We start from the raw sequence: 20835 nt of genomic DNA, 5'->3' as shown, positions 1-20835 counted from the left end.
GAGGAGCGAACCGGGCCCGTGCGCCACCGTACTGACGATCCCTCAGGGGGAGGCCGGCGGATACAGCGCGCGCGGCAGCCGGGAGGCCGCCGCCGCGTCCATCAGCCACAGGGTGCGGCTGCGACCGTACGCGCCGGCCGCCGGGGCCTGGATCTCCCCGGCACCCGAGAGCGCGATCTCCGCGGCCTCCGCCTTGTCCTCGCCCGCGGCGAGCAGCCACACCTCGCGCGCCGCCCGGATCGCGGGCAGCGTGAGCGAGACGCGGGTGGGCGGCGGCTTGGGGGCGCCGTGCACACCGACCACGGTGCGCTCGGTCTCCCGTACCGCGGGCAGCTCCGGGAAGAGCGACGCGACATGGGTGTCCGGTCCGACGCCCAGCATCAGCACGTCGAACGTCGGCACCGGTCCGTGGTCCTCGGGACCGGCCGCGGCGGCCAGCTCCGCGGCGTACGAGGCCGCCGCCGCGTCGGCGTCGTTGCCGAACGGGCCGTCCGAAGCGGGCATCGCGTGCACCCGGGACGGGTCCAGCTCCACCGAGTCCAGCAGGGCCTCACGGGCCTGCGTGACATTGCGCTCCGGATCACCCTCCGGCAGGAACCGCTCGTCGCCCCACCACAGATCGAGCCGCGACCAGTCGATCGCGTCCCTGGCGGGCGCACCGGCGAGCGCGGCCAGCAGGCCGTTGCCGTTGCGTCCGCCGGTGAGCACCACCGAGGCGTAGCCGCGTGCCGCCTGGGCGTCCACGACCCTTGTGATCAGCCGGGCCGCGGCGGCCTGCGCCATCAGCTCCTTGTCGCGGTGCACGACGAGTTGAGGGGCACTCACTTCGACGCCGCCTTCTTGGCCGCGGTCTTCTTCGCGGCGGCCGGGGCGGTGGCCGCACCGGGCTCGGCCGGCTTCGGCTCCGCCGGTCCGCCGAGCCTGGCCACGCCGAACTTCACCGTCGCCTCGTAGGTGTTGTCCGGGTCCAGACGGCGCAGCTCCTCGGCGAGCAGCTCGGCGGTGTCCCGCCGCTTGAGCGCCACGGCGCGGTCCGGCTGGCCCTGCATCGAGAGCGTGGCCAGCGAACCGTCGGGACGGTCCAGGACGATGACCCCGTTCTTGGTCTCCATCCGCACGGCCGTCAGGCCGGGGCCGGCGGAGACGGTGCGCTCCACCGGCACCTTGAGCCGGTCCGCGAGCCACATGGCCAGCAGCTCGCAGCTCGGGTTCTCCGACTCGCCCTCGACCGTCGCCGAGACGAGCTCGACATGCTGCTGGTCGAGCGCGGCGGCCAGCATCGAGCGCCACGGCGTGATGCGGGCCCAGGCCAGATCGGTGTCGCCCGGGGTGTACGAGTCGGCGCGCGCCGCCAGCTCCCTGGCCGGGTCCTCCGCCGAGTACGCGTCCGTGATCCGGCGCTGGGCGAGCGCGCCCAGCGGGTCCTTCGCCGGATCGGCGGGGGCGTCCTCGGGCCACCAGACCACGACCGGGGCGTCCGGCAGCAGCAGCGGCAGGACCACCGACTGGGCGTGGTTGACCAGCTCGCCGTGGAGACGCAGCACGACCGTCTCGCCGGTGCCCGCGTCGGAACCGACCCGCACCTCGGCGTCGAGCCGGGCGTCCCGGCGGCTGCGCGGCGAGCGGCTGACCCGCTTGATCACCGCGATGATCCGCGAGGGATGCTCGCGCGAGGCGTCACCGGCCGACTTGAGCGCGTCGTAGGCGTTCTCCTCGTCGGTGACGATGACCAGGGTGAGCACCATGCCGATGGCGGGGGTGCCGATGGCACGGCGGGCCGAGACCAGCGCCTGGTTGATCTTGCTGGAAGTGGTCTCCGTGAGATCGATCTTCATGGCCGGCGCCAGCTCCGTCCGTCTCGTGCGAGCATCTCGTCGGCCTCGGCCGGACCCCAGGTGCCCGCCGGGTACTGGGCGGGCTTGCCGTGCTTGTCCCAGTACTCCTCGATCGGGTCGAGGATGTTCCAGGAGAGTTCGACCTCCTGGTGCCGGGGGAAGAGGTTGGCGTCGCCGAGCAGCACATCGAGGATGAGCCGCTCGTAGGCCTCCGGGCTGGACTCCGTGAAGGACTCGCCGTACGCGAAGTCCATCGTGACGTCCCGGACCTCCATCGAGGTGCCGGGCACCTTGGAGCCGAAGCGCACGGTCACGCCCTCGTCCGGCTGGACCCGGATGACCAGGGCGTTGCCGCCCAGCTCCTCGGTGGCGCCGGACTCGAAGGGCAGGTACGGGGCCCGCTTGAAGACGACCGCGATCTCCGTGACCCGGCGGCCGAGCCGCTTTCCGGTACGGAGGTAGAACGGCACGCCCGCCCAGCGGCGGTTGTTGATCGTCAGCTTGATCGCGGCGTAGGTGTCGGTCTTCGACTTGGGGTCGATGCCGTCCTCTTCGAGGTAGCCGGGGACCTCCTCGCCGCCCTGCCACGCGTGCACGTACTGGGCGCGCACCGTGTGCTTGCCCAGGTCCTCCGGCAGCTCCACCGCCGTGAGCACCTTGAGCTTCTCGGCGACCAGGGCCTTCGGGTGGAAGGAGCCGGGCTCCTCCATCGCGGTCAGCGCCAGCAGCTGGAGCAGGTGGTTCTGGATGACGTCACGGGCGGCGCCGATGCCGTCGTAGTAGCCGGCCCGGCCGCCGATGCCGATGTCCTCGGCCATCGTGATCTGGATGTGGTCGACGTACGACCTGTTCCAGATCGGCTCGAACATCGTGTTGGCGAACCGCAGCGCCAGGATGTTCTGGACGGTCTCCTTGCCCAGGTAGTGGTCGATCCTGAAGACCTCGTTGGGCGGGAACACGTCGTGCACGATCTGGTTGAGCTCCTGAGCGCTCTTCAGGTCGTGGCCGAAGGGCTTCTCGATGACGGCACGCCGCCAGGAGCCCTCCTTCTGGTCGGCGAGTCCGTGCTTCTTGAGCTGCTGGACGACCTTGGGGAAGAACTTCGGCGGCACGGACAGGTAGAAGGCGAAGTTGCCGCCCGTGCCCTGCGCCTTGTCCAGCTCCTGGATCGTGGTCTTCAGCTGCTCGAAGGCGTCGTCGTCGTCGAAGTTGCCCTGGACGAAGCGCATCCCCTGGATGAGCTGCTGCCAGACCTCTTCGCGGAACGGCGTGCGCGCGTGCTGCTTGACGGCGTCGTGGACCTCCTGCGCGAAGTCCTCGTCCTGCCACTCACGGCGTGCGAATCCGATGAGGGAGAAGCCCGGCGGCAACAGGCCGCGGTTGGCCAGGTCGTAGACGGCGGGCATCAGCTTCTTGCGGGACAAATCGCCCGTGACCCCGAAGATCACCAGACCCGACGGTCCCGCGATGCGCGGGAGCCGTCGGTCCTGGGGGTCACGAAGCGGGTTGGCTCCGGGAACACCAGACAAGGTGGTCAGCCCTCCGAAGGGGCGAGGCGCTTGAGCTCCGCCTCGGTCGAGTTGAGCAGGTCGATCCAGGCCGCCTCGAACTTCTCGACGCCCTCGTCCTCGAGGAGCTGGACGACGTCGTCGTAGGAGATCCCGAGCTTCGCCACGGCGTCGAGCTCGGCGCGGGACTGCTCGTAGGTGCCGGCGATCGTGTTGCCGGTGATCCGCCCGTGGTCGGCGGTGGCGTCCAGGGTGGCCTCGGGCATGGTGTTCACCGTGCCGGGGGCGACCAGGTCGTCCACGTACAGGGTGTCCTTGTACGCGGGGTCCTTGACGCCGGTCGAGGCCCACAGCGGACGCTGCTTGTTGGCCTGCGCCTTGTCCAGGGCTGCCCAGCGCTCCGAGCCGAAGACCTCTTCGTACGCCTCGTAGGCGAGCCGGGCGTTGGCGAGCGCGGCCTTGCCCTTGAGGGCCTTGGCCTCGTCGGTACCCACGGTGTCGAGGCGCTTGTCGATCTCGGTGTCCACGCGGGACACGAAGAACGAGGCCACCGAGTGGATCAGCGAGAGGTCCAGGCCCGCGGCCTTGGCCTTCTCCAGGCCCGCCAGGTAGGCGTCCATGACCTCGCGGTAGCGCTCCAGCGAGAAGATCAGCGTGACGTTGACGCTGATGCCCTTGCCGATGACCTCGGTGATCGCCGGGAGACCGGCCTTCGTCGCCGGGATCTTGATGAGCGTGTTGGGCCGGTCCACCAGCCAGGCCAGCTGCTTGGCCTCGGCGACGGTGGCCGCGGTGCGGTGGGCCAGACGCGGGTCGACCTCGATGGAGACCCGGCCGTCCTGGCCGTCCGTGGCGTCGAAGACCGGACGCAGGATGTCCGCCGCGTCCCGTACGTCGGCCGTCGTGATCATGCGGATGGCCTCGTCGACGGTGACCTTGCGGGTGGCGAGGTCGGTGAGCTGCTGCTCGTATCCGTCGCCGTGCGAGATCGCCTTCTGGAAGATCGACGGGTTGGTGGTGACGCCCACGACGTGCTGCTGGTCGATCAGCTCGGCGAGATTGCCCGAGGTGATCCGCTTGCGCGACAGGTCATCGAGCCAGATCGCCACGCCCTCGTCGGAGAGGCGCTTGAGTGCGTCTGTCATGAGAATTGCATCTCCTACTAGTCGTATAACGGCGTCAGCGCGTGGCTGCGGCGAGAGATTCCCGCGCGGCGGCGGCGACGTGCTCGCCGGTGAAGCCGAACTCGCGGAAGAGGACCTTGGCGTCCGCCGAGGCACCGAAGTGCTCCAGCGAGACGATCCGGCCGGCGTCGCCGACGTAGCGGTACCAGGTCAGACCGATGCCGGCCTCCACGGCGACGCGCGCCTTCACGGACGGCGGCAGGACGCTGTCCTTGTATGCCTGGTCCTGCTCCTCGAACCACTCGACCGACGGCATCGAGACCACCCGGGTCGGGATGCCGGCCGCCTGCAGCTCCTCGCGCGCCTCGACCGCGAGGTGCACCTCGGAGCCGGTGCCGATGAGGAGGACCTGGGCCTCGCCGCCCTCGGCCTCGAAGAGCACGTAGCCGCCCTTGGCCGCGTCCTCGTTCGCCTCGTACGTCGGAACGCCCTGGCGGGTCAGCGCCAGACCGTGCGGGGCGCCCTTGCCGAACACCTTGGTGTAGCGGCGCAGGATCTCGCGCCAGGCGATGGAGGTCTCGTTGGCGTCGGCCGGGCGGACGATGTTCAGGCCCGGGATGGCGCGCAGCGAGGCCAGGTGCTCCACCGGCTGGTGGGTCGGGCCGTCCTCGCCGAGACCGATCGAGTCGTGCGTCCACACGTACGTCACCGGCAGGTGCATCAGCGCGGCCAGGCGCACGGCGTTGCGCATGTAGTCGGAGAACACCAGGAAGGTGCCGCCGTAGATACGGGTGTTGCCGTGCAGCGCGATGCCGTTCATGGCCGCGGCCATGGCGTGCTCGCGGATGCCGAAGTGGATCGTGCGGCCGTACGGGTCCGCGCCCGGCAGCGGGTTGCCCACCGGGAGGAACGACGAGGTCTTGTCGATCGTGGTGTTGTTCGAGCCCGCGAGGTCGGCGGAGCCGCCCCACAGCTCGGGGATGATCTCGCCGAGCGCCTGGAGCACCTTGCCGGAGGCGGCACGGGTGGCGACACCCTTGCCCGGTTCGAAGACCGGAAGCCTGTCCTCCCAGCCCGCGGGCAGCTCGCCGGCGGAGATCCGGTCGAACTCGGCGGCGCGCTCCGGGTTGGCGGTGCGCCACGCGGCGAAGGACTTCTCCCACTCGCCCCGGGCCTCGCGGCCGCGGTCCAGCGCCTCACGGGTGTGGGCGATGACCTCGTCGGCGACCTCGAAGGTCTTCTCCGGGTCGAAGCCGAGCACCCTCTTCGTGGCGGCGACCTCTTCGTCCCCGAGCGCCGAGCCGTGCGAGGCCTCGGTGTTCTGGGCGTGCGGCGCGGGCCACGCGATGATCGAGCGGGCCGCGATGAACGACGGGCGCCCGGTCTCGGCCTTGGCGGCCTGGAGCGCGCGGTACAGCCCTGCCGGGTCCAGGTCGCCGTCGGGCAGCTGCTCGACGCGCTGGACGTGCCAGCCGTAGGCCTCGTACCGCTTCAGGGTGTCCTCGGAGACCGCGGTCTCCGTGTCGCCCTCGATGGAGATGTGGTTGTCGTCCCAGAGCAGGACCAGGTTGCCCAGCTTCTGGTGGCCGGCCAGCGAGGACGCCTCCGCGGAGATGCCCTCCTGGAGGCAGCCGTCACCGGCGACGGCCCAGACCATGTGGTCGAAGGGGGAGGTGCCGGGGGCCGCGTCCGGGTCGAACAGGCCGCGCTCGTAACGGGCGGCCATCGCCATGCCCACCGCGTTGGCGACACCCTGGCCCAGCGGGCCGGTGGTCGTCTCGACGCCGGTGGTGTGGCCGTACTCCGGGTGGCCGGGGGTCTTCGAGCCCCAGGTGCGGAAGGCCTTGAGGTCATCGAGCTCCAGGCCGTACCCGGCCAGGTAGAGCTGGATGTAGAGCGTCAGGCTGGTGTGACCGGCCGACAGCACGAACCGGTCGCGGCCGGCCCAGTCCGCGTCGGCGGGGTCGTGGCGCATCACCTTCTGGAAGAGGGTGTACGCGGCGGGAGCGAGGCTCATGGCCGTACCAGGGTGGCCGTTTCCGACCTTCTGTACGGCGTCCGCTGCAAGGACACGGACAGTGTCCACGGCCCGCTGGTCCAATTCGGTCCACTGGAGATCTGTGGTGGTCGGCTTGGTGCTCACCCTGAGTCAGGGCTCCTCTCCACTGTTGTAAACCGGTGACTGTGACCGCACCGGGCGTTGTCGAGCCTACCCCCGCCGGAACAAGCATTTTCCGCTGCTTTCCAGGGTGCAGGCGGCCTGCTGAGTTCGCCTCCCGTATGAGCGCGACGGCTCACTTCTGCGCCACTCCGATGAGCGCTTCTCCTTACTTATGGGCCTCTCCGGTGGGCGCGCCCCGCTCCTTCCGTTCCGCTCCGCCGGGCGGGACCCCCCTGCTCAGGGGCGCTGCTCCCGCGCCGCTCCAACACGACCCACCCCCGCGAAGATCGGCCTGTCCCCAACGTCTACAGTGGTCTGGTTCGCGCAAGTCTTTACCGGGCCCTCACGCCCGGAGCTTGCTGGGATTTCTCTGTCAGGGGTGTGCGTGACGGCCGTCGAGTCCCGACCCGCAGGGGTCGCCTTGACTCCCAGCCCAGGGGGCCATCGCCCGTTCGGGGCCCGTGTCAAGGCTTTCGTGGCGCTGACCAAGCCGCGGATCATCGAGCTGTTGCTGATCACCACCGTTCCGGTGATGTTCCTCGCCGCGCAGGGTGTACCCGACCTGTGGCTCGTGGTCACCACCACCATCGGCGGATATCTCTCCGCCGGCGGTGCCAACGCGCTGAACATGTACATCGACCGCGACATCGACGCCCTGATGGACCGTACGTCGCAGCGCCCGCTGGTCACCGGCATGGTGAGCCCGCGCGAGTGCCTGGCCTTCGGTTTCGCACTCGCGGCGATCTCGACGGTCTGGTTCGGCCTGCTGGTGAACTGGCTCTCGGCTGCGCTTTCGCTCGGCGCGCTGCTGTTCTACGTCGTCGTCTACACGATGCTGCTCAAGCGTCGTACCTCGCAGAACATCGTCTGGGGCGGCATCGCGGGCTGCATGCCGGTCCTCATCGGCTGGTCGGCCGTGACGAACTCGATGTCCTGGGCCGCGGTGATCCTCTTCGCCGTCATCTTCTTCTGGACGCCGCCGCACTACTGGCCGCTCTCCATGAAGGTGAAGGAGGACTACGCCCGGGTCGGTGTCCCGATGCTTCCGGTCGTCGCGTCCAACCGGGTGGTGGCCCGCCAGATCGTCGTCTACAGCTGGGTGATGGTGGCCGTGTCGCTGCTGCTGACGCCGCTGGGCTACACCGGCTGGTTCTACACGGCGGTGGCGCTGGCGACCGGCGGGTTCTGGCTCTGGGAGGCGCACGGCCTGCAGAACCGGGCCAAGGCCGGTGTGACCGGCGCGAAGCTCAAGGAGATGCGGCTGTTCCACTGGTCCATCACCTATGTCTCGCTGCTCTTCGTGGCCGTGGCGGTCGACCCCTTCCTGAGGTAGACCGCTGCCGGTCCCTGCTGACGATTCCTGCCGACGGGCGGGGTGCGTGGCCCAAGCCACGTACCCTGCCCGTCGCGCGTCGGGCTACCCGTCGGTAGCATCCTGAGTATGGCTGAGACGGCAGAGACCCAGGTGGAGAGCGGCAAGCAGGCGGCCCGCGCGGAGCGCAGGGCGGCGAAGCTCGCCAAGGAGATCGGCGCCTTCTCCAAGGCGCACGGCGGCGCGGAGGGACAGCTCTCCTACATCGGGCAGCGGGGCGCCCGCATCGTGCTGGTGGGCGAGGACGGCGGCTGGGGCGATCTGGTCGCACCCTCGTACGAGATCGCCGAGAGCGCCACCCGGAAGGCCGGGATCACGATGCACGAGTCCTTCGACGGGGAGTTCGCCGCGAAGGTCCGCACCGGCCCGTACGAGTGGACGCGGATGGCCGGCATCCAGATCGGCGGCCCCTCCGACCGGGCCTGAGCCCGCACGGTTTCCCCGCACACGCCGATCGCCGGAGGGTTCCGACAAGGAACCCGTCCGGCGATCGGCGTACGTATGTGCGCAGGAGGCGGCAGGCGGTCAGCCCGCCGCCGCGGGCTCCGGCTGCTCGGCCGCGGGGCCGGGCACCGCGGCCGCGGCCACGGGGCGCTCACGCAGCGACAGGACCACCCGCACGACCGCGATCCACACCAGGCACGAGCCCAGCATGTGCAGGCCGACCAGGATCTCCGGCGTGTCGGTGAAGTACTGCACGTACCCGATCACGCCCTGCCCCAGCAGCACCAGGAAGAGGTCGCGGGCGCGGTGCAGCGGGCCGGCCGGCGCGTCGACGGCCTTCAGCACGAACCAGAGCGCGACGGTCAGCGCCACCACGACCCAGGCCAGATCGGCGTGCAGCTGCGAGATCGACTTCCAGTCGATCGGGATGCGGTGCACATCGCTGGAGTCGCCCGCGTGCCGTCCGGCACCCGTGACCACCGTGCCGACCGCGATCAGCAGTCCCGCGGCGACCGCGAGCAGCCAGGTCAGCTGGGAGACCGCCTTGCCGACCAGCGGCCGGGGCGCCCCGTCGCCCTCGCGGACCCGCTGCCAGGTCACCATCGCGACGGTGATCAGGGCCGTGGAGAGCAGGAAGTGCGCCGCGACGGTGTACGGGTTGAGGCCGACCAGCACCACGATGCCGCCGAGCACGGCGTTGCCCATGACCACCCAGAACTGCACCCAGCCGAGCTTCGTCAGGCTGCGCCGCCAGGGCTTGGCGGACCGCGCGGCGATGATCGCCCAGCCGACGGCCGCGCACAGGACGTACGTCAGCATCCGGTTACCGAACTCGATGGCGCCGTGGAAGCCCATCTCGCTCGTCGCCGTGAGGCTCTCGTCGGTGCACTTGGGCCAGGTCGGGCAGCCGAGGCCGGATCCGGTCAGCCGCACCGCGCCACCGGTCACGACGATGACCACGGCCATGACGACGGCCGACATGGCCGCACGGCGGACCGTACGGGGGGAGGGGGTCCATCGCTCGGCGATGTACAGGAGCGGGTTCCGCGCGGCTTGAGCGACTTCGGCTCGGGTCAGCTTGGGCACGCGCACCATCGTAGGCGGCGGCTTGTGCAAGCTTTCACGAGGGGGACGAGTTACCCCGAATCGTCGACGGAGCGCGTTCGCCGCCTCACTCCCAGCGGAAGAACCTCGCCGCGGCGCCCAGGCCCAGGACCGCCCACACCGCCAGGATGCCGAGATCGCCCCACGGCATCGAGGCACCGTGCTGGAGCACCTCGCGCAGACCGTCGGACAGGGCGGCGATCGGCAGCAGCCCGAGCACCGACTGCACCGCGTCCGGGAACTTGTCCAGCGGCACGATGACCCCGCCGCCGACCAGCAGCAGCAGAAAGACCAGGTTGGCCGCGGCGAGCGTCGCCTCCGCCTTGAGCGTCCCGGCCATCAGCAGCCCCAGCCCGGAGAAGGCCGCCGTGCCGAGCACGAGCAGCAGCAGGACGGCGAAGGGGTTGCCGTGCGGCGACCAGCCCAGCGCGAAGGCGATCACCGTGAGCAGCACCACCTGCAACACCTCGGTGACCAGCACCGCGAGGGTCTTCGCGGTCATCAGCGCCCACCGCGGCAGCGGCGAGGCGCCGAGCCGCTTGAGTACCCCGTAGCGCCGCTCGAAACCGGTGGCGATGGCCTGGCCCGTGAAGGCCGTGGACATCACTGCCAGCGCGAGGATGCCGGGAGTCAGGAAGTCGACGGACTCGCCCGCGCCGGTGTCCACGATGTCGACCGCGCTGAACAGCACCAGCAGCAGCGTCGGGATGATCACGGTCAGCAGCAGCTGCTCGCCGTTGCGCAGCAGCATCCGCGTCTCCAGGGCGGTCTGCGCGGTGATCATGCGGCCCAGCGGGGCGGCGCCCGGGCGCGGGGTGTACGTACCGGCGCTCATGCGCGCAGCTCCTTGCCGGTCAGTTCCAGGAAGACGTCCTCCAGGGTGTGCCGCTCCACGGAGATGCCCGACGGCATCACTCCGTGCTGGGCGCACCAGGAGGTGACGGTGGCCAGCAGTTCCGGGTTGACGTCACCGGAGATGCGGTACGCGCCCGGGACCGTCTCGGCCGCCTCGGAGCCGTCGGGCAGTGCCTTCAGCAGCGAGCCGATGTCGAGACCGGGGCGGCCGGTGAAGCGCAGGGTGTTCTCGGCGCCGCCCCGGCAGAGCGTCTCGGGGCTGCCCTGGGCGATGACCTTGCCCGCGTCGATGACGGCGACGTCGTCGGCGAGCTCCTCGGCCTCGTCCATGAAGTGCGTGGTGAGGACCACGGAGACCCCGTCGGCGCGCAGCTCGCGCACGAGCTCCCAGGTGGAGCGGCGGGCCTGCGGGTCGAGGCCGGCGGTCGGCTCGTCGAGGAAGACCAGTTCGGGGCGGCCGACGACGGCCATCGCCAGGGCGAGCCGCTGCTGCTGGCCGCCGGAGAGCCGCCGGTAGGCCGTACGGCCGCAGCTGCCGAGGCCGAGGCGTTCGATCAGGGTGTCGACGTCCAGCGGATGGGCGTGGAGCTTCGCCGTGTGGCGGAGCATCTCGTCGGCGCGCGCCCCGGAGTAGACGCCACCCGACTGGAGCATCACGCCGATCCGGGGGCGGAGCTTCGCCGCGTCGGCGACCGGGTCGAGGCCGAGGACCCGTACCGTCCCGGCGTCCGGGCGGCGGTAACCCTCGCAGGTCTCGACGGTGGTGGTCTTGCCGGCGCCGTTGGGGCCGAGGACGGCGGTGACGGTGCCGGTGCGCACGCACAGATCGAGGCCGTCCACAGCGGTCTTGCGGCCGTACCGCTTCACGAGGCCGCGGACCTCGACGGCCGGGTGCGGCGCGGAGTGCCCCGATGCGGGGCGGCGCCCGGGCGCCGGGAGGGCGGGCTCGCTCTTCATGGCCGGTAAGTCTAGGCAAGGGCGGAACGAACCCGTCTCCCGGGGCGGAACGAACCCGTCTCCCGGGGTCGAATTAGGTAACCCTAAGTGATGAATGGCACCATAGATCGTTTCGGACCGTGGTTGTCAGGGCCGGATGAATTACGCAACAATGGCGTTGTGAAATACGTCGGCGAGGCTCCGCAGGAGGAACTCGCGACCGGAGAGCGTTCGACGCGCAATCGGGTCGCGCGCTCCATCCTGGACCACGGCCCGTCCACCGTCGCCGAGCTGGCGAAGCGCCTCGGCCTGACCCAGGCCGCGGTCCGCCGCCACCTCGACGCGCTGGCGTCCGACAGCGTCGTCGAGGCCCGTGAGCAGCGGGTCTACGGAGCACGGACCCGTGGCCGGCCGGCCAAGGTGTTCGCCCTCACCGACTGCGGACGGGACGCCTTCGATCAGTCCTACGACAAGCTCGCGGCGGACGCCCTGCGCTGGATCGCCGAGACCGCGGGCGAGGAGGCGGTCACCGCTTTCGCCCGCGCGAGGATCGCGGCCGAGTCCGAGGCGTACCGCACGGCGGTCGAGGCCGCGGACCCCGAGGCCCGCACCGAGGCGTTGGCCAAGGCCTTGTCCGCCGACGGGTACGCTGCTACGGCGCGTAGCGCGCCCGGTCCGCAGCAGGGCGAGCAGCTCTGCCAGCACCACTGCCCGGTCGCCCATGTCGCCGAGCAGTACCCGCAGCTGTGCGAGGCGGAGACGGAGTTCTTCTCCAGCCTCCTCGGGACGCATGTGCAGCGTCTGGCCACCATCGCCCACGGCGACGGTGTGTGCACGACGTACATTCCGCGCAGCGGCCACTCAGCACCACAGACCACCAATTCAGCATCTGCAAGCACGGCCGGGAGGAACCCCGCATGACGCTCCCCACGGAGACTGCCCACCCTGAGCTCGAGGGTCTGGGCACGTACGAATTCGGCTGGGCCGACTCCGACGCGGCAGGCGCCGCGGCCAAGCGCGGGCTCTCCGAGGATGTCGTCCGCGACATCTCTGCGAAGAAGAACGAGCCCGAGTGGATGCTGAAGCTGCGCCTCAAGGGCCTGAAGCTGTTCGACAAGAAGCCCATGCCGAACTGGGGCTCCGACCTGTCGGGCATCGACTTCGACAACATCAAGTACTTCGTCCGGTCCACGGAGAAGCAGGCGGAGTCCTGGGAGGACCTTCCCGAGGACATCAAGAACACCTACGACAAGCTCGGCATCCCGGAGGCGGAGAAGCAGCGCCTGGTCGCCGGTGTCGCCGCGCAGTACGAGTCCGAGGTCGTCTACCACCAGATCCGTGAGGACCTGGAGGAGCAGGGCGTCATCTTCCTCGACACCGACACCGCGCTGAAGGAGCACCCGGAGCTCTTCAAGGAGTACTTCGGCACCGTCATCCCGGTCGGCGACAACAAGTTCGCCTCGCTGAACTCGGCCGTGTGGTCCGGCGGCTCGTTCATCTACGTGCCCAAGGGTGTCCACGTCGACATCCCGCTCCAGGCCTACTTCCGTATCAACACGGAGAACATGGGCCAGTTCGAGCGGACGCTGATCATCGTCGACGAGGACGCCTACGTCCACTACGTCGAGGGCTGCACCGCCCCGATCTACTCCTCCGACTCGCTGCACTCCGCGGTCGTCGAGATCATCGTGAAGAAGGGCGGCCGCTGCCGCTACACGACGATCCAGAACTGGTCGAACAACGTCTACAACCTGGTCACCAAGCGCGCCGTGGCCTACGAGGGCGCGACCATGGAGTGGGTCGACGGCAACATCGGCTCCAAGGTCACCATGAAGTACCCCGCCGTCTACCTGATGGGCGAGCACGCCAAGGGCGAGACCCTGTCCATCGCCTTCGCGGGCGAGGGCCAGCACCAGGACGCCGGCGCCAAGATGGTCCACATGGCACCGAACACCTCCTCCAACATCGTCTCCAAGTCGGTGGCGCGGGGCGGCGGCCGCACCTCCTACCGCGGTCTGATCGAGATCGGCGAGGGCGCGCCGGGCGCGAAGTCCAACGTGCTCTGTGACGCGCTGCTGGTCGACACGATCTCGCGCTCCGACACCTACCCCTACGTCGACGTCCGCGAGGACGACGTGTCGATGGGGCACGAGGCGACCGTCTCCAAGGTCTCCGAGGACCAGCTCTTCTACCTGATGAGCCGCGGTCTGACGGAGTTCGAGGCGATGGCGATGATCGTGCGCGGCTTCGTCGAGCCGATCGCGAAGGAGCTGCCGATGGAGTACGCCCTCGAGCTCAACCGGCTGATCGAGCTGCAGATGGAGGGTTCGGTCGGCTAGCGCAGCCTGACGACCGGATTCCCCGACCACTGACAGAGAAAGCGAGCACTACGACAGCCATGGCTGAGGCTCAGAACATTCCGGCGGGTTCCACCACCACCGGGTCCATCGCGGTGGCCGCCGAGTCGACCGTCGCCACGCGCATGAGCGCCCCCCCGTCGTTCGATGTCGCGGACTTCCCGGTCCCGCACGGCCGCGAGGAGGAGTGGCGGTTCACCCCGCTGGAGCGGCTGCGCGGACTGCACGACGGCACGGCCGTCGCCACCGGCGGCGCCGTGAAGGTCGCGATCGAGGCCCCCGAGGGCGTCACGGTCGAGACCGTCGGCCGCGACGACTCCCGGCTGGGCAGGGCCGGCACCCCGGTGGACCGCGTCGCCGCCCAGGCGTACACGGCCTTCGAGCAGGCGTCCGTCGTCACGGTCGCCAAGGAGGCCGTGCTCACCGAGCCGATCCGCATCGCGGTGCACGGCGAGGGCGGCGTGGCCTACGGCCACCAGGTCGTCGAACTGGGTGCCTTCGCCGAGGCCGTCGTCGTCATCGACCACACCGGTGACGCGGTGCTCGCCGCCAACGTGGACTACGTCCTCGGTGACGGCGCGAAGCTCACCGTCGTCTCCGTGCAGGACTGGGACGAGAACGCGGTCCACGTCGGCCAGCACAACGCGCTGGTCGGCCGGGACGCCTCGTTCAAGTCGATCGTCGTCACCTTCGGCGGCGACCTCGTCCGCCTCCACCCGCGCGTCGCCTACGCGGGCACCGGCGGCGAGGCCGAGCTCTTCGGCCTGTACTTCACCGACAAGGGCCAGCACCAGGAGCACCGCCTCCTGGTCGACCACAACACCCCGCACTGCAAGTCCAACGCCGCCTACAAGGGCGCGCTCCAGGGCGACGGCGCACACGCCGTGTGGATCGGTGACGTCCTCATCCAGGCCAGGGCCGAGGGCACCGACACCTACGAGATGAACCGCAACCTCGTCCTCACGGACGGCGCGCGGGTCGACTCCGTGCCGAACCTGGAGATCGAGACCGGCGAGATCGTCGGCGCCGGTCACGCCTCCGCGACCGGCCGGTTCGACGACGAGCAGCTCTTCTACCTGATGTCCCGCGGTATCGACGCCGAGGAGGCTCGCCGGCTCGTCGTGCGGGGCTTCTTCGCCGAGCTCGTCCAGCAGATCGGTCTGCCGGACGTCGAGGCGCGGCTGCTGGAGAAGATCGAGGCCGAGCTGAAGGCATCCGTCTGATGGCCTTCGTCAAAGCCTGCGCGCTGAGTGAGCTGGAGGACGACACCCCGAAGCGGGTGGAGCTCGACGGCGTCCCGGTGTCCGTCGTCCGTACCGAGGGCGAGGTGTACGCGATCAACGACATCTGCTCGCACGCGAACGTCTCACTGTCCGAGGGAGAGGTCGAGGACTGCATGATCGAGTGCTGGCTGCACGGTTCCAGCTTCGACCTGCGCACCGGCAAGCCGTCCGGCCTTCCCGCGACGCGCCCCGTCCCCGTATACCCCGTCAAGATCGAAGGGGACGATGTGCTCGTCTCCGTCACCCAGGAGTCCTGAGTCACCCATGGCAACGCTTGAAATCCGCGACCTGCACGTCTCCGTCGAGGCCGACAACGCCACGAAGGAGATCCTCAAGGGCGTCGACCTGACCGTGAAGCAGGGCGAGACCCACGCCATCATGGGCCCCAACGGGTCCGGCAAGTCCACCCTCGCGTACTCCCTCGCGGGTCACCCCAAGTACACGATCACCAGCGGTTCGGTGACCCTGGACGGCGAGGACGTCCTGGAGATGACCGTCGACGAGCGGGCCCGCGCCGGCCTGTTCCTCGCGATGCAGTACCCGGTCGAGATCCCCGGTGTCTCGGTCTCCAACTTCCTCCGCACCTCCGCCACCGCCGTCCGCGGCGAGGCGCCCAAGCTGCGCACCTGGGTGAAGGAGGTCAAGGAGACGATGGGCCGGCTCCAGATGGACCCGGCGTTCGCCGAGCGCAACGTCAACGAGGGCTTCTCCGGCGGTGAGAAGAAGCGCCACGAGATCCTCCAGCTGGAGCTCCTCAAGCCGAAGGTCGCGATCCTCGACGAGACCGACTCCGGTCTGGACGTCGACGCCCTGCGCATCGTCTCCGAGGGCGTCAACCGGGTCCGCGAGACCGGCGAGGTCGGCACCCTGCTGATCACGCACTACACGCGGATCCTCCGCTACATCAAGCCCGACTTCGTGCACGTCTTCGCCAACGGCCGCATTGCCGAGTCCGGCGGCGCCGAGCTCGCCGACAAGCTGGAGAACGAGGGCTACGAGGCTTATGTGAAGGGTGGCGCTTCCGCGTGACACAGCTGCCGGGCCTCCTCGACACCGAGGCGATCCGCAAGGACTTCCCCCTGCTGGATCGGACGGTCCACGACGGGAAGAAGATCGTTTACCTGGACAGCGCTGCGACCTCGCAGAAGCCGCGCCAGGTGCTCGACGCCCTCAACGAGTACTACGAGCGGCACAACGCCAATGTGCACCGCGGCGTGTACACGATCGCGGAGGAGGCCACGGCGCTGTACGAAGGCGCCCGTGACAAGGTCGCCGCGTTCATCAACGCGCCCAGCCGCGACGAGGTGATCTTCACCAAGAACGCCTCCGAGTCGCTCAACCTCGTGGCCAACATGCTCGGCTGGGCCGACGAGCCCTACCGGGTGGACCACGACACCGAGATCGTCACCACGGAGATGGAGCACCACTCCAACATCGTGCCGTGGCAGCTGCTCTCGCAGCGCACGGGCGCGAAGCTGAAGTGGTTCGGCATCACCGACGACGGCCGCCTCGACCTGTCCAACATCGAGGAGATCATCACGGAGAAGACGAAGATCGTCTCCTTCACCCTGGTCTCCAACATCATGGGCACGATCAACCCGGTCGAGAAGATCATCCGCCGGGCCCAGCAGGTCGGCGCGCTGGTCTGCATCGACGCCTCGCAGGCCGCCCCGCACATGGTGCTCGACGTGCAGGCGCTGCAGGCCGACTTCGTGGCCTTCACCGGTCACAAGATGGTCGGGCCGACCGGCATCGGCGTGCTCTGGGGGCGGCAGGAGCTCCTGGAGGACCTGCCGCCGTTCCTCGGTGGCGGCGAGATGATCGAGACCGTTTCGATGCACTCGTCGACGTACGCCCCCGCGCCGCACAAGTTCGAGGCCGGTACGCCCCCGATCGCCCAGGCCGTCGGCCTCGGCGCGGCCGTGGACTACCTCTCGGCGATCGGCATGGAGAAGATCTACCGGCACGAGCACGCGATCACCGAGTACGCGGTGAAGCGGCTCCTGGAGGTCCCGGATCTCAGGATCATCGGTCCGGCGACGGCCGAGGACCGCGGCGCCACGATCTCCTTCACGCTCGGTGACATCCACCCGCACGACGTGGGCCAGGTGCTCGACGAGCAGGGCATCGCCGTCCGGGTCGGACACCACTGTGCACGGCCGGTCTGCCTGCGGTACGGAATTCCTGCGACCACGCGAGCGTCGTTCTATCTGTACTCCACCCCCGCCGAGGTCGACGCCCTGGTGGACGGTCTGGAGCACGTACGGAACTTTTTCGGATAATGGGCGAGCGGCTGAGGGTTGACTGGTGAAGCTTGATTCCATGTACCAGGAAGTGATCCTGGACCACTACAAGCACCCCCACGGGCGCGGCCTGCGGGACGGCGACGCCGAGGTGCACCACGTCAACCCGACGTGCGGCGACGAGATCACTCTCCGGGTGAAGTACGACGGCGAGACCATCGCCGATGTGTCGTACGAGGGTCAGGGCTGCTCCATCAGCCAGGCCAGCGCCTCCGTGCTGAACGACCTCCTGGTCGGCAAGGAGCTGGGCCAGGCGCAGAAGATCCAGGAGACCTTCCTGGAGCTGATGCAGTCGAAGGGCCAGCTGGAGCCCGACGACGCGATGGAGGAGGTGCTGGAGGACGCGGTCGCGTTCGCCGGCGTCTCGAAGTACCCGGCCCGGGTGAAGTGCGCGCTGCTGAGCTGGATGGCGTGGAAGGACGCGACGGCGAAAGCGCTGTCCGAAGGGAAGACGGCATGAGCGACAACGAGACTCTGACCACCAAGCCGGCCTCCGAGGAGGAGGTCCGCGAGGCGCTGTACGACGTGGTCGACCCCGAACTGGGCATCGACGTCGTCAACCTGGGCCTGATCTACGGCATCCACATCGACGACGCCAATATCGCCACCCTCGACATGACGCTGACGTCCGCGGCCTGTCCGCTGACCGATGTCATCGAGGACCAGGCGAAGTCGGCGACCGACGGCATCGTCAACGAGCTGCGGATCAACTGGGTCTGGATGCCGCCGTGGGGCCCGGACAAGATCACGGACGACGGGCGCGAGCAGCTGCGTGCCCTGGGCTTCAACGTCTGAGCCTCGATCCTCCGGGCGGGCCGCTGGCCCACCACTGACGACGAACGGCTCCCGGCTCCGCGCCGGGGGCCGTTTTTCGTCGTTGTTTCGCCCGCCGTACTCATGATGTGTGCCCCTCGTTGGCACGGGTAGCGGAACCTACCCGCGACACCCACGCCGACGAGAGGCATGCCGTGCTGCATCAGTCTTCGCTCCCCGGCCGAAGGGCGGCCGCCGCCGCGGGCGGCGTTCTCCTGCTGGCCGCCCTGGGGATCAACGCCCCCGCGCACGCCGCGAGTTACGGAACGCCGACGATCGGGCTCTCGGTCTCCTACCTCTCCGGCGCCGTCGGCGCGAGCGGTGACCCCGCGGTGACCGTCACCGTCGCGCAGAGCGGGGCCGATGCGGCCGAGCTCGGCGTGGCGGCGTCCGCCAGCTCCAAGCCCTCCGTCGCAGGGACCGGCGATGTGACCGTGACGGGGAGCGGCGGGACCCGGAAGCTCACGGTCGCCGCGCACGGGCGCGGCTACACCGACCTCACGGTCAAGGTCACCGGACTCGGCGGCAAGACCGCCACCAGGACACTGCACTACGCCGCCTCCGCCGCCGTCCAGAACGCCGCCGACACGCGTTATCTCACCGGTTCCTCGGACTCCTCGGCCGCCGTGGACGTCGGTGGCGGGTACGTGGTCGTGGCCGACGACGAGTCCAACACGCTGCGCCTGTACGACCGTTCCGCGTCCGGTGGGCCGGTCAGGAGCTGGGACGTCGGTTCGGAGCTCGGGGTGTCGAAGGAGATCGACATCGAGGGCGCGGCCCGGGCCGGCGACACCATCTACTGGACCGGTTCGCTGGGCAACAACAAGGACGGTGAGTACAAGTCGCCCCGCAACACCGTCTTCACCACGAAGGTGACCGGGTCGGGCGCCGCCACGCAGCTGACGGTGGGCGGCTCGTACAAGAAGCTCCGCGACGACCTCGTCGCCTGGGACAAGGCGAACGGCGACCGGCTCGGCTTCGCCGCGGGGACGGCGGACGGTGAAGCGCCCAAGCAGATCGACGGGTTCAACATCGAGGGCCTGGAGTTCGCGCCCGGCTCGAAGACCACCGCGTACCTCGGCTTCCGGGCACCTCTGGTACCGCCGAAGGCGGGCGGCAAGGCCCTGATCGTGCCCGTCACCAACTTCGACAAGGTGGCCGGCAGCGGGGCGAAGGCGGTCATGGGCGCGCCGATCGAGCTGGACCTCGGCGGGCTCAGCATCCGGGACATCCGGAAGAACGACGCCGACCAGTATCTGATCGTGGCCGGTTCCTGGGCGGCCGACGACAACTCCGATCCGTACGCCCTCTACACCTGGGACGGCGTCGCCTCGCACGCGCCGGTCGAGCGGGCCGAACTCCCGACGGCGGACCCGGGCGGCTGGGAGGCCGTCGTGGACGTCCCGGACCTGACGGTTCCGGGCGCCCGGGCGCAGCTGATCACGGATGCCGGATCGGCGGATCTGTACGGGGACGGCACCGAGGCGAAGGACCTCGACCACGCCGAGTGGAAGAAGTCGCGGGCCGTCTGGTTCACCGTCGGAGGCTGACGGGCCGGCCGGATCCGCGATGCGAACGGCCGTGCCCGCCGGGCGAACCGGTGGGCACGGCCGTTCCCTTCGGAGCCGGACGCGGGTGTATCCGCGCGGCCCGCCCTAGAAGCCGTACTGCGGGCCGGGCTGCGCGGGTACGCCCGCCGCCTCGGCAAGGGCCGGGCCCAGGTTCTCCGTGCGCATGCGCCGGTCGACGTAGAGCAGGCCGGTCACCAGCGGCGGGAAGACCGCCGTGATGAACTGGCTGACCAGCTGTCCCAGGGCCATGATCACCATGTAGCCGCTCATGGCGAAGACGATCGCGGTGGGGTTGGGGTCCTCGTCCAGCGTCGTCCCGCCGATGATGCCGGAGAACATGCCGAGGAACGAGAACGGGATCTGGACGATGTAGCTCGCCACGGAGGCCAGGATCAGGGCCAGCAGACCCGTCCCGAAGATCCGCCACCAGTCGCCGCGCACCAGCTGCGCCGAGCGGCGCAGGGAGGCCACTGCGGACTGTCCCTCGAACACCGCGGCCGAGGGTGCCAGACAGAACTTCACGCAGAGCCAGATCGCGAGCGGGGCCGTGGCGAAGGCGCCCACGAAGCCGAGCACGACCCACAGGACGGTGCCGGTGTCGTGCGCCAGGGTGATCGAGCCGATCATGAGCGCGAAGAACCCGGCCACCATCAGCACCATCGGGATCAACGCGATCAGATAGGTCAGGATCACCGTCCCGATCACCGTCGGAACACGCGACCAGGCCCGGCGACAGACGGCGGAGAAGGTGGTCGGCCTGCCCAGCACCGCCTCCTGGAGCACGGTGGGCACGGTCGCGTACATCATGGCCGTCGCGACCGAGAAGACGATCACCGCGAGCAGGCAGACGATGCCGAGAGCGACCACGAGCGGAATCACGTCGGAGGCAGGCGGGTCCTCGTCGGCGCTGAGCGAGAAGACCGTGTGCAGATGGCCGCTCACCGCGGAGTACGCGATCACGACCGTGACGACCATGATCGCCAGCGCCCCGCCGAACACGACGGCGCCCATGCCGAACAACTGCTTCCAGTAGCGCCCCAGCGTGCTGAAGGCGCCGCCGAGTATGTCGCCGAGCCTCAAGGGCGTCAGCGGTATCACCCCGGGCTTCGGCGGTGGCGCCCAGGCCCCCCACCCCGGGGGTCCTCCGTACGGTGCTCCGCCCCACCCTG

The 20835-nt window shown here is 69.6% G+C and carries 20 protein-coding genes; 11 read left to right on the top strand and 9 right to left on the bottom strand.

Features of this window, described 5'->3' with window-relative positions; all coding sequences use genetic code 11:
• Positions 1-42 precede the first annotated feature (42 nt).
• The 5 genes from pgl to tkt are packed head-to-tail and all read right to left on the bottom strand — an operon-like array spanning position 43 to position 6610.
• Positions 43-825: a 6-phosphogluconolactonase gene (gene pgl / locus AB0D53_RS11090; RefSeq protein ID WP_362443356.1), complete on the bottom strand. Its 783-nt coding sequence runs from the start codon at positions 823-825 to the stop codon at positions 43-45.
• A complete protein-coding gene (opcA, locus tag AB0D53_RS11085) occupies positions 822-1835 on the bottom strand; it encodes a glucose-6-phosphate dehydrogenase assembly protein OpcA (protein WP_362443354.1) in 1014 nt (337 codons plus the stop codon). The genes pgl and opcA overlap by 4 nt, the downstream gene beginning before the upstream one ends.
• Positions 1832-3364 carry a glucose-6-phosphate dehydrogenase gene (gene zwf / locus AB0D53_RS11080; protein WP_329816890.1) on the bottom strand — a complete coding sequence of 511 codons (1533 nt, stop codon included), beginning with the start codon at positions 3362-3364 and terminating at the stop codon, positions 1832-1834. The genes opcA and zwf overlap by 4 nt, the downstream gene beginning before the upstream one ends.
• Before the next feature lie 5 nt (positions 3365-3369).
• Positions 3370-4488 carry a transaldolase gene (gene tal / locus AB0D53_RS11075; RefSeq protein WP_362443350.1) on the bottom strand — a complete coding sequence of 373 codons (1119 nt, stop codon included), beginning with the start codon at positions 4486-4488 and terminating at the stop codon, positions 3370-3372.
• A 34-nt stretch (positions 4489-4522) separates the two neighbouring features.
• Positions 4523-6610: a transketolase gene (gene tkt / locus AB0D53_RS11070; protein WP_362443347.1), complete on the bottom strand. Its 2088-nt coding sequence runs from the start codon at positions 6608-6610 to the stop codon at positions 4523-4525.
• A 397-nt stretch (positions 6611-7007) separates the two neighbouring features.
• Between tkt and AB0D53_RS11065 the strand changes: the two genes are divergently transcribed.
• Positions 7008-7961, top strand: a complete 954-nt coding sequence (locus AB0D53_RS11065; RefSeq protein ID WP_362443344.1) for a heme o synthase — start codon at positions 7008-7010, stop codon at positions 7959-7961.
• A gap of 108 nt (positions 7962-8069) precedes the next feature.
• Positions 8070-8426 (top strand): hypothetical protein, encoded by a 357-nt coding sequence (locus tag AB0D53_RS11060; protein ID WP_362443341.1) that lies wholly within the window; start codon positions 8070-8072, stop codon positions 8424-8426.
• A 99-nt stretch (positions 8427-8525) separates the two neighbouring features.
• On the opposite strand, the gene AB0D53_RS11055 is transcribed toward AB0D53_RS11060, so the two are convergent.
• From AB0D53_RS11055 to AB0D53_RS11045, 3 genes are all read right to left on the bottom strand, one after another.
• Positions 8526-9539 carry a COX15/CtaA family protein gene (locus AB0D53_RS11055; protein ID WP_362443338.1) on the bottom strand — a complete coding sequence of 338 codons (1014 nt, stop codon included), beginning with the start codon at positions 9537-9539 and terminating at the stop codon, positions 8526-8528.
• 76 nt (positions 9540-9615) lie between these two features.
• Positions 9616-10383, bottom strand: coding sequence for an ABC transporter permease (locus AB0D53_RS11050; RefSeq protein WP_362443335.1), 768 nt, complete (start codon positions 10381-10383; stop codon positions 9616-9618).
• Positions 10380-11360: an ABC transporter ATP-binding protein gene (locus tag AB0D53_RS11045; RefSeq protein WP_362443332.1), complete on the bottom strand. Its 981-nt coding sequence runs from the start codon at positions 11358-11360 to the stop codon at positions 10380-10382. Before AB0D53_RS11045 ends, AB0D53_RS11050 begins: the two co-directional genes overlap by 4 nt.
• Positions 11361-11519: 159 nt before the next feature.
• Here AB0D53_RS11045 and AB0D53_RS11040 point away from each other — a divergent pair, with 159 nt between their 5' ends.
• The 9 genes from AB0D53_RS11040 to AB0D53_RS11000 all read left to right on the top strand — a co-directional run bounded on the left by AB0D53_RS11040 (position 11520) and on the right by AB0D53_RS11000 (position 19645).
• Positions 11520-12260, top strand: coding sequence for a metalloregulator ArsR/SmtB family transcription factor (locus AB0D53_RS11040; RefSeq protein ID WP_362443329.1), 741 nt, complete (start codon positions 11520-11522; stop codon positions 12258-12260).
• On the top strand, positions 12257-13678 hold the full coding sequence (gene sufB / locus AB0D53_RS11035; protein WP_362443326.1) for a Fe-S cluster assembly protein SufB: 1422 nt from the start codon (positions 12257-12259) through the stop codon (positions 13676-13678). The genes AB0D53_RS11040 and sufB overlap by 4 nt, the downstream gene beginning before the upstream one ends.
• Before the next feature lie 59 nt (positions 13679-13737).
• On the top strand, positions 13738-14919 hold the full coding sequence (gene sufD / locus AB0D53_RS11030) for a Fe-S cluster assembly protein SufD (RefSeq protein WP_362443323.1): 1182 nt from the start codon (positions 13738-13740) through the stop codon (positions 14917-14919).
• Positions 14919-15236 (top strand): bifunctional 3-phenylpropionate/cinnamic acid dioxygenase ferredoxin subunit, encoded by a 318-nt coding sequence (locus AB0D53_RS11025; RefSeq protein ID WP_072483053.1) that lies wholly within the window; start codon positions 14919-14921, stop codon positions 15234-15236. The genes sufD and AB0D53_RS11025 overlap by 1 nt, the downstream gene beginning before the upstream one ends.
• A 7-nt stretch (positions 15237-15243) precedes the next feature.
• Positions 15244-16008: a Fe-S cluster assembly ATPase SufC gene (gene sufC, locus AB0D53_RS11020; RefSeq protein ID WP_266736468.1), complete on the top strand. Its 765-nt coding sequence runs from the start codon at positions 15244-15246 to the stop codon at positions 16006-16008.
• The gene (locus AB0D53_RS11015; protein WP_266420966.1) at positions 16005-17261 is read left to right on the top strand and encodes a cysteine desulfurase; all 1257 of its coding nucleotides are present in this window, start codon (positions 16005-16007) and stop codon (positions 17259-17261) included. The genes sufC and AB0D53_RS11015 overlap by 4 nt, the downstream gene beginning before the upstream one ends.
• A 25-nt stretch (positions 17262-17286) precedes the next feature.
• The gene (gene sufU / locus AB0D53_RS11010) at positions 17287-17742 is read left to right on the top strand and encodes a Fe-S cluster assembly sulfur transfer protein SufU (protein WP_072483050.1); all 456 of its coding nucleotides are present in this window, start codon (positions 17287-17289) and stop codon (positions 17740-17742) included.
• Complete coding sequence (locus tag AB0D53_RS11005) at positions 17739-18077, top strand: metal-sulfur cluster assembly factor (protein ID WP_093539690.1); 339 nt, start codon at positions 17739-17741, stop codon at positions 18075-18077. Before sufU ends, AB0D53_RS11005 begins: the two co-directional genes overlap by 4 nt.
• Before the next feature lie 173 nt (positions 18078-18250).
• Positions 18251-19645, top strand: coding sequence for a DUF3616 domain-containing protein (locus AB0D53_RS11000; protein WP_362443318.1), 1395 nt, complete (start codon positions 18251-18253; stop codon positions 19643-19645).
• A 105-nt stretch (positions 19646-19750) separates the two neighbouring features.
• Here the strand turns inward: AB0D53_RS11000 and AB0D53_RS10995 are convergent, their stop codons facing one another.
• Entirely contained in the window at positions 19751-20746 is a 996-nt protein-coding gene (locus AB0D53_RS10995) for a hypothetical protein (RefSeq protein ID WP_362443315.1), read from the bottom strand.
• Positions 20747-20835 lie beyond the last annotated feature (89 nt).

The organism is Streptomyces sp. NPDC048295, assembly GCF_040652135.1.
Lineage (GTDB): Bacteria > Actinomycetota > Actinomycetes > Streptomycetales > Streptomycetaceae > Streptomyces.
The sequence above is the reverse complement of the archived record's forward strand: the minus strand, read 5'-3'. Positions and strand labels throughout refer to the sequence as shown.

Coding starts and splice junctions, on each gene's coding strand:
- sufB (WP_362443326.1), top strand. CDS start 12,257: ATGACGCTCCCCACGGAGACTGCCCACCCTGAGCTCGAGGGTCTGGGC.
- AB0D53_RS11005 (WP_093539690.1), top strand. CDS start 17,739: ATGAGCGACAACGAGACTCTGACCACCAAGCCGGCCTCCGAGGAGGAG.
- tal (WP_362443350.1), bottom strand. CDS start 4,488: ATGACAGACGCACTCAAGCGCCTCTCCGACGAGGGCGTGGCGATCTGG.
- AB0D53_RS11025 (WP_072483053.1), top strand. CDS start 14,919: ATGGCCTTCGTCAAAGCCTGCGCGCTGAGTGAGCTGGAGGACGACACC.
- sufD (WP_362443323.1), top strand. CDS start 13,738: ATGGCTGAGGCTCAGAACATTCCGGCGGGTTCCACCACCACCGGGTCC.
- AB0D53_RS11055 (WP_362443338.1), bottom strand. CDS start 9,539: ATGGTGCGCGTGCCCAAGCTGACCCGAGCCGAAGTCGCTCAAGCCGCG.
- AB0D53_RS11060 (WP_362443341.1), top strand. CDS start 8,070: ATGGCTGAGACGGCAGAGACCCAGGTGGAGAGCGGCAAGCAGGCGGCC.
- AB0D53_RS11050 (WP_362443335.1), bottom strand. CDS start 10,383: ATGAGCGCCGGTACGTACACCCCGCGCCCGGGCGCCGCCCCGCTGGGC.
- AB0D53_RS11045 (WP_362443332.1), bottom strand. CDS start 11,360: ATGAAGAGCGAGCCCGCCCTCCCGGCGCCCGGGCGCCGCCCCGCATCG.
- sufC (WP_266736468.1), top strand. CDS start 15,244: ATGGCAACGCTTGAAATCCGCGACCTGCACGTCTCCGTCGAGGCCGAC.
- opcA (WP_362443354.1), bottom strand. CDS start 1,835: ATGAAGATCGATCTCACGGAGACCACTTCCAGCAAGATCAACCAGGCG.